The sequence below is a fragment of the Veillonella parvula genome, from assembly GCF_002005185.1.
Taxonomy (GTDB): Bacteria; Bacillota; Negativicutes; order Veillonellales; family Veillonellaceae; genus Veillonella; species Veillonella parvula_M.
Window position 1 is genome coordinate 499,909 of the sequence record NZ_CP019721.1, and the last position, 12,832, is coordinate 512,740.

General features: G+C 41.0%; 13 protein-coding genes. 2 read left to right on the forward strand and 11 right to left on the reverse strand.

Annotation, left to right across the window (positions count from 1 at the left end; genetic code table 11):
• Positions 1–46: 46 nt before the first annotated feature.
• The 8 genes from B1A77_RS02455 to B1A77_RS02490 all read right to left on the reverse strand — a co-directional run bounded on the left by B1A77_RS02455 (position 47) and on the right by B1A77_RS02490 (position 7,865).
• Positions 47–1,591 (reverse strand): ClC family H(+)/Cl(-) exchange transporter, encoded by a 1,545-nt coding sequence (locus tag B1A77_RS02455; RefSeq protein WP_021148755.1) that lies wholly within the window; start codon positions 1,589–1,591, stop codon positions 47–49.
• Between the two features lie 369 nt (positions 1,592–1,960).
• Complete coding sequence (gene fucO / locus B1A77_RS02460; RefSeq protein ID WP_077707815.1) at positions 1,961–3,112, reverse strand: lactaldehyde reductase; 1,152 nt, start codon at positions 3,110–3,112, stop codon at positions 1,961–1,963.
• A gap of 142 nt (positions 3,113–3,254) precedes the next feature.
• Entirely contained in the window at positions 3,255–4,400 is a 1,146-nt protein-coding gene (locus B1A77_RS02465) for a glycoside hydrolase family 3 N-terminal domain-containing protein (protein ID WP_077707816.1), read from the reverse strand.
• A gap of 284 nt (positions 4,401–4,684) precedes the next feature.
• Complete coding sequence (locus B1A77_RS02470) at positions 4,685–4,918, reverse strand: (2Fe-2S)-binding protein (RefSeq protein ID WP_077707817.1); 234 nt, start codon at positions 4,916–4,918, stop codon at positions 4,685–4,687.
• Between the two features lie 379 nt (positions 4,919–5,297).
• Positions 5,298–5,924, reverse strand: coding sequence for a site-2 protease family protein (locus tag B1A77_RS02475; RefSeq protein ID WP_077707818.1), 627 nt, complete (start codon positions 5,922–5,924; stop codon positions 5,298–5,300).
• A 9-nt stretch (positions 5,925–5,933) separates the two neighbouring features.
• Complete coding sequence (locus tag B1A77_RS02480) at positions 5,934–6,704, reverse strand: carboxymuconolactone decarboxylase family protein (RefSeq protein WP_077707819.1); 771 nt, start codon at positions 6,702–6,704, stop codon at positions 5,934–5,936.
• Between the two features lie 89 nt (positions 6,705–6,793).
• A complete protein-coding gene (locus tag B1A77_RS02485) occupies positions 6,794–7,192 on the reverse strand; it encodes a hypothetical protein (protein WP_038125650.1) in 399 nt (132 codons plus the stop codon).
• A gap of 154 nt (positions 7,193–7,346) precedes the next feature.
• On the reverse strand, positions 7,347–7,865 hold the full coding sequence (locus B1A77_RS02490; protein ID WP_077707820.1) for a MarR family winged helix-turn-helix transcriptional regulator: 519 nt from the start codon (positions 7,863–7,865) through the stop codon (positions 7,347–7,349).
• A 256-nt stretch (positions 7,866–8,121) separates the two neighbouring features.
• Between B1A77_RS02490 and B1A77_RS02495 the strand changes: the two genes are divergently transcribed.
• On the forward strand, positions 8,122–8,712 hold the full coding sequence (locus B1A77_RS02495) for a nitroreductase (protein ID WP_077707821.1): 591 nt from the start codon (positions 8,122–8,124) through the stop codon (positions 8,710–8,712).
• 169 nt (positions 8,713–8,881) lie between these two features.
• Here the strand turns inward: B1A77_RS02495 and B1A77_RS10205 are convergent, their stop codons facing one another.
• Positions 8,882–9,514, reverse strand: a complete 633-nt coding sequence (locus B1A77_RS10205) for an HAD-IC family P-type ATPase (protein WP_237301798.1) — start codon at positions 9,512–9,514, stop codon at positions 8,882–8,884.
• Positions 9,460–9,942, reverse strand: coding sequence for an HAD-IC family P-type ATPase (locus tag B1A77_RS10210; RefSeq protein WP_237301800.1), 483 nt, complete (start codon positions 9,940–9,942; stop codon positions 9,460–9,462). Before B1A77_RS10210 ends, B1A77_RS10205 begins: the two co-directional genes overlap by 55 nt.
• Positions 9,943–10,246: 304 nt before the next feature.
• On the opposite strand from B1A77_RS10210, the gene pgtP reads away from it, so the two are divergent.
• Positions 10,247–11,569, forward strand: coding sequence for a phosphoglycerate transporter protein PgtP (gene pgtP, locus B1A77_RS02505; RefSeq protein ID WP_004694513.1), 1,323 nt, complete (start codon positions 10,247–10,249; stop codon positions 11,567–11,569).
• A 108-nt stretch (positions 11,570–11,677) separates the two neighbouring features.
• Here pgtP and B1A77_RS02510 read toward each other — a convergent pair whose 3' ends face one another.
• The gene (locus B1A77_RS02510; RefSeq protein WP_077707822.1) at positions 11,678–12,451 is read right to left on the reverse strand and encodes a hypothetical protein; all 774 of its coding nucleotides are present in this window, start codon (positions 12,449–12,451) and stop codon (positions 11,678–11,680) included.
• Between the last annotated feature and the right edge of the window lie 381 nt (positions 12,452–12,832).

The following is a 12,832-nucleotide window of genomic DNA, read 5'->3' on the forward strand; positions in this document are numbered from 1 at the left end:
CTCCTAATATATACCACGAATCAACGATTAGCTTTAGATATAATGACTAATTTGATTGGAAAAATTCCTTAGCCGCCTTCAATCGGCCACGTTCACAGGAGACTTGTAATTCATCGCCTGGCTCGAGTTTTACATCGCCTAATGGCACAATGTAGGTACCATTACGGCGAATACTTACGATCAATGTACCATCTGGTAATGCCAAGTCTTGTAGCTGTACATCCGTATAATTTGCCACCACAGGCACCTTCGTTTGAAAGAAGGTTTGCACCGATTCTAGATTGCTTTGACCACTCATGGCTTGCAACAAGGAATCGTAAATCGGCGGTTCTTTTAAAAGCTCCGCCACAAGATAGGCCACGAGCGTAACGATACCGATAGCATAAATATTAGAGAAACTATCCGTCATTTCAAGAACGAGCAAAATCGCCAAAATTGGGGTCCGCATAGCGGCCGCTAACATACCTCCCATGGCACAGATAACGAACTGTGGTACAAAATCAGGAGAAATAAGTCCTAAGGTTGAAAGTAAGCTTTCACAAAAAGCACCTGTTGCAGCACCAATTACGAGCATGGGCAAAAATATGCCCCCTTGAGCACCACTGCCATAGCAGAAGGTGGTAAGTAAAATCTTGCCTAATACGATGCCACCTAAGAGCAATACGCCATGAGATTGAAAGGCAAGCTGACCCACAAGGTCATTGCCCCCACCCAAGAGGAGCTGCGAATCAAAACCAATGGCTGCCACCGCCACAAAGGTAAGGGCTAATTTCAAGAATCGAGAACATTTGAGCCAGTCAAAGAACCTCTTGAAAGCAAAAATCATACGGCAAAATAACACGCCACATAGCCCCATGATAACACCAACCATGAGCAGTATCGGGAAATATTCAAGAGGAACCCCTGAGGTCACCGTAAAGCCCAGCGCTGGTGTAAGTCCAAAGATACTAACTGTAATATAGTTAGAAATCAAAGTTGCCACGAAGGTTGGTACAACGAGATACGGATAAAAGCTTTTATGTACCTCTTCAAAGACGAACATCGCCCCCGATACGGGCGCACTAAAGGCAGCTGTTAAGCCTGCCCCAGCACCTGCGGATGTCAAAATACGCTGTTCTCGTAGCCCCGAATTCATCCAGTAAGACACAATCTTCCCAGCAGAACCACCAATCTGTACGGCTGGCCCTTCACGACCTACGGAAAATCCTGCAAAGCCGGTCAGTACGCCACCAATCATTTTAGATACTAGTGTCCGATAGGGCTTCATATCAAAGAGTCCAAGCATTTCCCCTTCGATTTGAGGAATCCCTGAACCACCGGACAATGGGGCCCACGCGAGCAATCGATCTACGATAAACGCAAAAATGACCATGGCCACAAGCCAACCTATGGCCCATTCCATAGTAATACCATCCATCAGATGCCACCTAATATGCTCTGATTCAAGTATCAAATAACGGTATGATGCCCCAAAGAAACCTGCAATCACCCCAACAAGGGCCCCCTTTGCAATAAGCTCCGTTAAAAGCACACGATTCATAGACATATCTGCCAAGGTAGAACTCCGCTTATTAAATTTCCATAATTTCATAAGATTCTCCTTAGCATTACTATCTAACACCTATCTAAACATCACATGTAACCATCTCAGCGATTTAACGAGTTGAACTAAGCACCTAGTCATTGAGTGCCATCTACCAAAATCGCTCGGCTCTCAGTCAAACTATCTATTCATATCCTTAGTATACTTATGTAAACTACCATTTTCAAGAAAGGATTACGTATAAAAATAGCTTTCTCACTGAACACGAGGTCAAAGGTCCGAGTCATAAAACAATAGATAGCGCTTTAAACACAAAGCTAGCCACCTCTAAAAAGAGATGGCTAGTTTTGTTAAACAAGTGTGTAAATGTATTTTCTTTACACATTCGGAGGCATTTGAAATATGTAAAGACGCTAATTAGAATATGGATTCATAGATGCCGATTATTTCTTCTAAAGATGCGTCCCGTGGGTTACCAGGTGTACATGCATCATTGAAAGCAGATTCAGCGAGGAATGAAATGTCTTCCCTTTTTACACCTGCTTCGCTAAGAGATTTAGGAATGCCTACGTCGTCAGCTAATTTTTGAATTACATCAATTGCAGCCTGACGATAGGTGCTTTCATCCATAGTATCTACATGCGGAACGCCCATAACACGCGCGATTTCACGATATTTTTCACCTGTAGCAGGGGCATTGAATTTCAATACTGCTGTTAACAACATCGCACAAGCCTTACCATGAGGGATATCGTACACAGCACTCAATGGATGCGCCATGGAGTGAACAATGCCGAGGCCTACGTTGGAGAAGCCCATGCCTGCAATATATTGACCTAAGGACATAGCTTCACGACCTGCGTAATCGCCGGCCACGGCACTGCGCAAGGACCGACCAATAATTTCGATAGCTTTCAAATGGAGCATATCAGTTAGCTCCCACGCACCTTTTGTGATATAACCTTCTACGGCGTGTACGAGGGCATCCATACCTGTGGCAGCGCAAAGGCCTGTTGGCATAGACGCAGACATATCAGGATCTACGATGGCAACGATTGGGATGTCATGTGGATCAACACAAACGAATTTACGGTTCTTTTCAACATCTGTAATAACATAGTTGATAGTAACCTCTGCTGCCGTACCAGATGTAGTAGTAACAGCGATGATTGGCAAGCACGGATTCTTAGTAGGCGCTAAACCTTCAAGGCTGCGTACATCGGCGAACTCAGGGTTCGTAATAATAGTAGCAATCGCCTTGCTTGTATCGATCGGGCTACCGCCACCAACAGCAACGATAACATCGGCGCCAGCCGCTTTACAAGCCTCAACACCAGCCGTTACGTTTTCGATGGTAGGATTTGGTTTGATACCGTCGTAGACTTCATAAGCAATACCTGCCGCATCAAGTAGGTCTGTAACCTTTGTAGCTACCTTAAACTCGAATAAATCAGGTGTAGACGTAACGAGAACCTTTTTAAAGTGACGATTCTTAATTTCGTTCACAATCTCCTGAATCGCGCCTTGTCCAAAATAGGACGTACCGTTCAGCATAATTCTGCGAGCCATATACCTCACTCCTAACAAAACAAACTATACAATAAAAAATAAACCGACAGAGAATTACTTTACCTATTAATTCTCTATCGGTTTAATAAAATCCTTGATATCTTGCTATGTATACACTATATATTTTTCTATTGTAATGATTCTAAATTTTGCTCATTTTCATAAGCAAGATTCGTTTCACCGATTCATCGAGTCGTTCTTTCGAGATACGACCGTCTTTCACGGCTTTCATAAGGCCATTATAAGCCTCTTGCATGTGTTCGTATTCGTGACATACGAGCAAGATATCGCTGCCGGCGAGGATGGATTGCACTGCCATATCACCAAAGGTATAGTGTTTTGCGAGGGCCCCCATGTCCATGTCATCCGTTACGACAACGCCATTATAGCCTATGTCCTTGCGCAACCAATCCGTAATAATCGCTTTCGATAAACTAGCAGGATGATCTGGATCGATTTGTGGGTACATCGCATGAGACACCATGATTGTATAGGTATTCGGTTTAGACTGTTTGATAAGGTCTATAAATACCTTTGTGTCCTCTGAAAGCAATGTTTCTTTAGATACAGGAACGATGCTTGTATCCGCGTGCAAGTCTACATCGGTCTTACCAATGCCTGGAAAATGCTTATAGGAATACCACAAGCCCGCTTCATCGTAAGCCTTGCCAACGGCACCTGCATAGCGAACGACCTCATCAGGGTTCGTACTAAAGGAACGGCCATAGGTTAATCCCAAATCCGCCACAGGAGCAAAGTTAATATTGAATCCCAAGTCTTTTAGTTCCACACCAGACTGTTTTGCTAAGGATACCGCTTGCTCAACAGATGTCTTGCCCAATTCTTCTGCAGGAGGAACCTTGATGAGCTTATCATCCATGCGCGCTACCGCACCACCCTCTTGGTCGATGCCGAGGAACAATGGCGTTAAACCGACGCTTTTACCAGCCTTATTAATATCTGCAATGAGCGTTTTAACTTGATCCTTGGACTCCATATTACGATCAAACAAGATGATGCCGCCCACACGATACTCGTTGAGCATAAATTTAGCGTCATCATTTAACGTTGTGCCGTGAATGCCAATCATCAACAATTGGCCTACCTTGTCTGCATCGGACATATTAGCCACTAACTTGTCCACCTTTTGCTCCGGTGAAAGCTCGCTTTGTGCCACGGACTCATAGGTCACAGGCTCTGCCTTTGAAGTAAATGGATTATGTAAACCGCAGCCCGTTGTGAGTGCTAATGCACCAATCATAGTGACTGCTATGAAACGTCGAAACATGCATACCTCCCTCAAATCTCTAAAAAGTATTATGTATAGTATATCAAAAAATATAAACGAGCCCAACATAACCAACACACGACAAGCAGCACTATAGTACATGTATCTTACAAAACAAAAAGATTGTTACTCGAAAACCCAATGGGTATATCCATTGAGAGAATCAAATAACAATCTTTATATGTTTCATTTTTGTTGTGTAAACATTATAGTTTACATTTTGGAGTGTAAACTATGTATCTTACATTTTGGATGTGTAAAATGTGTATGTTACATTTCGCAAATTAAATTTTTCCTTGCTCTTTCATTTCCGCTAAGAGCTTTACGATACGAGGCCCACAGCCTTTGCCACCACAAGCACCCGTGCCAGCACGAGTTGCTTCTTTTACTTGTGGAAATGTATGAGCACCATTTAAAATGGCTTCTTTAATCGTTTTGCGCGTAATACTACGACATGTGCACACCTTTGTAAGCTTGTCCAGAATCGCCTCTGGCACTTGATTTTCTTCAAAATTCATATGTAATTCCTCATTTATTCACTTGAATATCTATATACTGTATCGATTTTATATATCGATTTACGTGTCGATTTAGTGTATTGATTTACATATCGATGTAGCGGATCAATTTACTCTATCGATAGTATCTAATAATACACTGTAATATTAATATATCGAAAATTTACGATTTCTTTATTTATTATAACACAATTGAGGAACTATATCGATAGTTTTTAATATAAAATCCAAAGAACAGTCAAAAGTAAAATTGTTACTATAAAAAACGAAAAAAATTTACAAATACATTATATGTAAAGATAAGCTAAATCTATCTATAAACTATAAAAAACTACCATAAAGATATTATCTTTATGGTAGAAACTTTCACAAAATATAATTATAGTATGAGCCCAATAATGGCAAAGTAGATTTTAAATATCGTTTGTTGTAATGGACGAATAACGATGGAAATAATGGGTGTGTTAATAAGGATGATAAAGAATAATAAATTAAGCATCCCTAATTGGTAATATCTCATCTGCCACTCTGTAGGCAACCACGGCAAGATAATATTAAAACCAGGCAATGGTGGGAACGGAATCAAACAGAAGATTGATAAGCCAATACTATATAAAATAATATATTGCATAACCATGGCAAGACCTTGGGACTCCATGAGGCCTAATTTTCCAAGGAGCATATATATAAAGGTGAATATAAAGCCTGCTATAAGACCTGCCACAGGACCTGCAAAGGCAAGCAAGCTTATATCACGTCGTGGATCTTGAAAGTAAGATGGATTAATTGACATAGGTTTTGCCCAACCAAAGCCAACAAGAATAATACAGATGGTACCAATTAGATCAAGGTGTGCCATTGGTGACAATGTGAGGCGTCCCGCCAGACGCGGCGTTGGATCACCAAACCAAGTTGCTACCTTTGCCTCTGCATATCCAAAGATAGAAAAAACGATCATAATAGCAGGAATACTTGCTAATATCTGAACCGGATTTAAATCAAACATAGAACTCCTTTATTGTTTAGCTTCCCATGCGGTGTAGCCTTCTTGAATGCAACGAAGGGCATTTAAGGTACGAGGATAGCCGATATACGGCACGCATTGGGATGCGATGTTAATCAAATATTGTTTACTGTTCCCTACGTTCAAATTGCCTTCTACATGAGCCTTGAGTTGAGCTTCACAGCCACCTTGAGCTGCGAGGAAACAGAAGGTAATCATTTCACGATGAGCCACGCTAAGGCCTTTACGCGTATAGTAATCGCCGAACATATTGGCAAGCCATTTGTTGATATGACGAATATCTTCTGGCCCTTCTTGGTAAGAGTTACGCATAGACTCCCCAAAGATTTCCACTTGTTTTTCTACGCCTTTTTCAAGACGGGACTCTCCAGTGATTGTGCTGCGAGAGGGATCAACAATAGCCTCTCCTCGATAGTCAAAAATCTTATTGGTCACCTTAAAGAATGGGCGCACACGTCCGATGCCAAGATAGGGCACCGCTTGATAAATGAGCTCTACCACTTCATCAGGAATAAGGCCAAAGTTTAATGCTGCCGGTAGCATTAATGCATACTCATCAACAGCTGAGGCGCCTACTAATGTAGCGAGAATGGCTAAGAAGCGATCCTTTGCCGGTACATTACGGTCTTCTTCGGTGATGACTTCATCAAAGGCAAAATTATCAAACAATACTTCAAACTCTGGATCAATATAACCTGCTGGGGCTGCAATATCAGGGAACATACGCTCCGTATAGGCTTGAGCAAATTCAGATTTAGACATAAAAAACCTCCATAAACAACACTGGTGAAAGCCCAAAAGGAGCTTTCACCAGCAATAGTTATGTAATTATTACGGCACGGGCCATCAGATTATAACGCTGGGAATTCGAAAGTTGTGCCGTATACTTCTTTCCAAGCAGCCATAAACATATTGAACTCATTTGTTCCAGGTTGAATTTGGTAAACTTGACCATCTGGAGCGTAACGATATACAGTATGTAAGCTTGGATTAACAAGATATTTGAACAATGTAGCTTCCCCGTATTGGTTATTATGCATGTTAATTACATTAACACCAAATACGTTGTTACGGCTGCTATCGATACCTTTAAACTCAGATGCTTTATCAAAGAAATACGTTTCTGTACCATTTGCACTATTTGGAACCTCTGGGTAGTTAGCTAACCCATTCCAGTTTGCTGCGTTTGCAACACCACCTACTAATAATGTACCGGCTAATACAAATGCACCTAATAAATTTTTATTCATAATGATCTCCTTTGTGCCACGAGGGCAAATCACGAATCAGTCATACTCTCACATGACTTGAATACAATACGCTATATGTATAGTATATCACATTTTTAATAAAATTTTTAGATTTCCAAGGTTACAGAATATATGCATATGAGGTTGTATCAAATTAGCCCTTCATGTTCTCTGCTGTTTTTGCATTTGCGTTATCGATTGCTTCTAGCAATTTATTAAGCAACATACGCAATTGACGTGTCTCTTCTACGTCAAATATAGGACCTGACGATTCAGCCAAGCGGCGTGGTATATGAACCGCTACATCACGTAATGCTTTGCCCGTATCAGTAAGGGTTACCATAACTACGCGTTCATCTTGACGACTGCGTTTGCGTTTCAAGAATGCTTTGGCTTCTAATTTCTTTAAAAGCGGTGTTAATGTACCGGAATCAAGGCGCAATACTTGTCCCAATTCCTTAACGGATAAATCACCATATTGCCACAATGCCATCATTACGACGTATTGAGTATATGTCAAATTTAAAGGATCTAAGTGACTACGATATGCATTAACAATTTCCTTTGCCACTACATAGAGTGGAAAGCTCAATTGATTTTCCAATCTTAAATATTCTGAATCAGGAACATCTTCTTTATGTTTGTACCCTTCAAGTACACCAATTTCTGCCATATTCTACCTCCATATGCACACAATTATCTACTAATTAATTGTACACAATTTTACGGTAAACAGTCAACGCAAAAAGCCCACTTTGAACAGATATTTTTAAATTTGTCAATTAATTAATATTTATTTTCTTATTCGTTAAGAATTAGGCACTTCTATAGAATTAATAGGAAGAAATTATATGTCCCCTACTAGGTCCTTCCTCGTAGTATAATAAAAGAAACTCTATATCAAATCCCATTTGTCATAGGAGGACCACATGAACACCTTAGGATGTATTAAAACTCGTCATAGTACGCGAAAATTTAAAGCTGATCAATTATCTAGAAAGCTCATCGATCAAGTGCTCGACGCAGGTCGTCGTGCTCCATCTGGTGGCAACACACAATTAACACATTTCATGGTTATCACAAACCAAGATGTGCTCAACGAATTAGTAACTCTTGTTCAGGAAGAATACGGCAAAATGCCGATTACAGAAAATACTTTACCTTACATGGTGAATATCATTAAGATGTCCGCCGAAGGCAAATTTGTATTCAACTATGGAGCGCCTGTACTCATCGTATTGGCTAGTAAACCAAGTTATGCCAACAACTTTGCTGACGTGTCATGTGCTATGCAAAACATGATGCTTGCTTGCAATGAACTTGACCTTGGTAGTTGCTGGGTTAACCAAATCCGTCATCTTCAAGATAATGAACGCATCCAAGCCAAAATGCATGAACTAGGTCTTAGCGAAGACGAAAAAGTCTACGCTAGCCTAGCTATCGGTTATCCAGATATGCCAAACGGCCTTAACCGCCGCGAAATCGAAGCAAAAGGCTATCCTGTAACATACATTGATTAATCGAAACTCATAATATATAAAACAAAAGCGCTATCTATTCCACGACTCTATTTGAGTTTCCTTAGGGATAGATAGCGCTTTTTATTGACTATATTATTTTTTAACGCTCATCGATTTAGTAATCAAATCGATACACACACTCCATACTTATATTTATAATGAACTACTATTAAGCCTCAAACACGCGTTTACGAGCTGCGTTCATGAGAACGGAATGATCATCATCTACTATGTAATTAGATTTATAAGCCCAACGCAATTGTAATGCAGAGTTTGCAACTACGAGAAGGCTCCCTCCGTTATGAACAAGGCCCCCCCACACTAGAGATAAAGTACCAACCATTGCCAAGATGATGGCCACAAAATTCAAGATCAACAAGAAGGAAAGGTTTACCTTGATGGTAGTCATCATGCGTTTAGATAAGGCCACGAGGTGAGGAATTTCTGTAATATTGTCGTTTACGAGAACGATATCTGCTGCCTCTACCGCGATATCGCTACCAACACCACCCATGGCGATGCCAACGTCGGATTTTTTAAGGGCTGGTGCATCGTTTACACCATCGCCAACCATGGCTACAATATTGCCGTCTTGTTGTAATTGAGCCACTGTATCCATCTTGTCTTCTGGCAAACAGTCTGCAATCACATTGGATACGTTCAATCGTTTACCAATCGTTTTCGCTGTTGCCACATGGTCACCTGTTAAAAGAACAGGCATCACATCAAGTTCGTTTAAGGACTCTACTACGGCGCGACTTTCACGGCGAACACGATCCGCCAAAGCCACATAACCAGCCAATACACCATCAACAGCAACATATACAATGGATGCTCAGATTTAGTCTCTACCGAAGCAACCAATCGATACAACTCATCAGTAGGCATGGGACCCACAGTCTCAACGGCGGTCACCTCAGGTGTACCATAGGTCAAGGTACCTGTTTTATCAAAGGTCATCGTATCAACCTTCGCCAAGCGTTCCATAATATTACCACGGCGCACGAGGAAACCGTGTTGGCTCGCATTAGAAATAGCCGCCATAATCGCTGCCGGCGTTGCCAATACGAGAGCACAAGGACAGAACACAACGAGGATGGTTACGGCACGAATGATTTCTCCAGTTACCACATAGGTGCCAACCGCGGCCAATAACGCAATCACTACAATCCATGTGACCCAACGGTCAGCCAAGCTAACGATTTTCGCATTACCTTGTGTCAATAACAAAATATGTACAATTACTCATATACACTCAAAAGTACAGAAAAATGCGGATTCAATAAGATTATATTATTCATGCATAGCCTTATTACGCAAATGCATGAACAGTTATTCATATATATATTTGCAAATTGATAATTTTTACATAGAAGATATTTTCAACCTATTCAATCCTATTTCACCCTAATTAATGTTATCCATAATTCAGTTTTCTAATAACTATTTATTATAATAAAAAATTAAGTATAGTCGATTACATACCCTACATGGTATTATTACAAATGACATGTTGTAGAAAGGATGTGTAACGATGTCGATTTTCTCTCCTGCTCCTCATATTGAACGTTTACCAGAGGCGCAAATCGATTCCACCTACAAACGTCTTCGTCGCGAAGTCTTTGCAGGTACATTTATTGGTTATGCTACATTCTATTTGATCCGTCAAAACTTTAGCTTGGCTGTTCCGTACATGATTGCTGAGTACGGCTACACCAAAGCGGATCTCGGTATAGTTATGACCATCTTATCCGTAGCTTACGGCGTAAGTAAATTTGTTATGGGTAATGCGTCTGACCGCTCTAACCCAAAATACTTCTCCACAGTAGGTCTATTGCTTAGTGCTTTAGTTATGTTATTATTCGGCACCTTACCAGGTGTTATGAGCAGTATTCCTATCATGTGCGTTCTTGCCTTATTAAACGGTTGGTTCCAAGGTATGGGCTACCCTCCATATGCGAAAAACATGGTAACTTGGTTCTCCCGTTCCGAACGCGGTGCTTGGTGGTCCTGGTGGAACGTTTCCCACAATCTAGGTGGCGGCATCATCGCTCCTCTTGCTACGCTTGGCATCTACCTATTCGGTACATGGCATAGTATCTTCTTCTTCCCTGCCCTTATCTCTATCGTGTTAGCGATTATTACCTTTGTATTGTTGAAAGATACGCCTCAATCCTGTGGCTTACCTCCTATCGAAGAATACAAACACGAAGTCGTTCATACACATACAGAAAATGAAGAAAAAAGTACTTTCAAAGAAATCTTCTACAAATATATTTTGCATAATAAATACTTATGGTATCTTGCGATTGCAAACATTTTTGTATACTTCATCCGTTACGGCGTAGTTAGCTGGGCACCAACCTATTTAACCGCTGTGAAAGGCTTCACAAAAGAAGGTTCCCGTTGGGCTTACTTCTTATACGAATGGGCTGGTATTCCAGGCATGCTCGTAAGTGGTTACTTGAGTGACCGCGTATTCCGCGGCCGTCGTGCTCCAGCTACAATTTGCTTCATGCTATTCGTTATCTTGGCGATCCTCGTGTACTGGTTTAACCCTGCAGGCAATATTCTCATCGATAACTTAGCACTCATCGCTATCGGCTTCCTCATCTACGGTCCTGTTATGATGATTGGCCTTCAAGCAGCAGATATGGTGCCACGCGTAGCAACAGGTGGAGCTACTGGCCTTACAGGCCTTCTTGGTTACCTCATCGGTTCTGCCGGTGCTGGTGCTTTCATGGGTCTCATGGTTGACCTCTACGGTTGGGATGGTGGTTTCATTGCCCTCGTTGGTGCATGTATCCTATCCATCGTATTCCTACTCCTCACCCTTGGAGACAAAGGACAACAATAGAATACGTACTGTATAATACGTAATGTATAAATACGTACTGTACAACTCACTGTTGTATATACAAAACTCCCCTAGTAATACTTATGATTACTAGGGGAGTTTAATTATTTATGCGACGCACAAGGAACCGTTTAATACTTTCAAATTATACACGAGACCAAGTCGAGCCAAGCCATGTAATGCAGCAGCTGTTACTGGATTGATAGATCCTAACACACCAGCACCGATGATGGCAACGTGGAACATTATGGACACGATAAGTAGGCCCAAATGGCATTGTTTTGCCTCTTTTGAAAGCCCCGCTGTTGGAGAGTTTTCATCTACGAGAGAACCCATCATGAGTGCCACAAGAACGAGTTCCAAAGAGCATGGGCAAAGGATAACTAGCAATGTAATGGTATGCATAAAGTTCTGCGTCAATGCATAGGAACCCATGGAAAGCAACATAACAGCCACAACAATAACAGATGAATAATTGTTAATGCCCTGACGCAAGGCTACAAGCTGTGTAGGCATGGTCGGCAACATATCATCATCCAATGTATAATGTACGTCACCCGTAATAAGCTGCTCTAAGAAAAAGCCACCATGTACGATGAGTCCTACATAAGCCGCCGTATGGTAATCTCCAATCGCAATAAGCGCCACCATGGCTATCACGATGAGAAAATTAGCATGAATCTCTAAATGATCCAAAATACTTTGCACGCTGTTAATGAGCAATGGCAAGCCACAAATGATGACCGTTACCCACGCCAAATCAATAGCTGGGTTCATAGGCTCCGTAAGCGCATCTAATATAATAAATAACAAGCCGAGTGCCAAAATAGCCCCCTGCGTACGCAGAGAAACCTGCGCTGATAAAGACTGTAAAAACTTCATATAGACCTCTCTATAAATGAGATACCGGCCTTACTTAATCCGGAAATACCTTTTACTTCTATAATTAATATTGCTAACACTTAAAATACCCATAGGGGTATTGCTATAGTGTAATTATTATACAAAACATAAAAGAAATATACAAATCAAATTTTTTAATAAATGAAAACCCCTATCTTTAAAAATAACTTAGCCTCCCTAGAGTCCCCAGTTGTTGCTCTAATTTCATAAATTGTATAAAAAAGGAACGAACCTATCTCTGAAAATGACTTAGCTCGCTATGGAGGTTATTTTAATAGGTCCTAGTTGGAGATACTAATTTCATATAAAAGGAAAAGCCCCTATCTCTAAAAATGACTTAGCTCGCTATGGAGGCTTTTA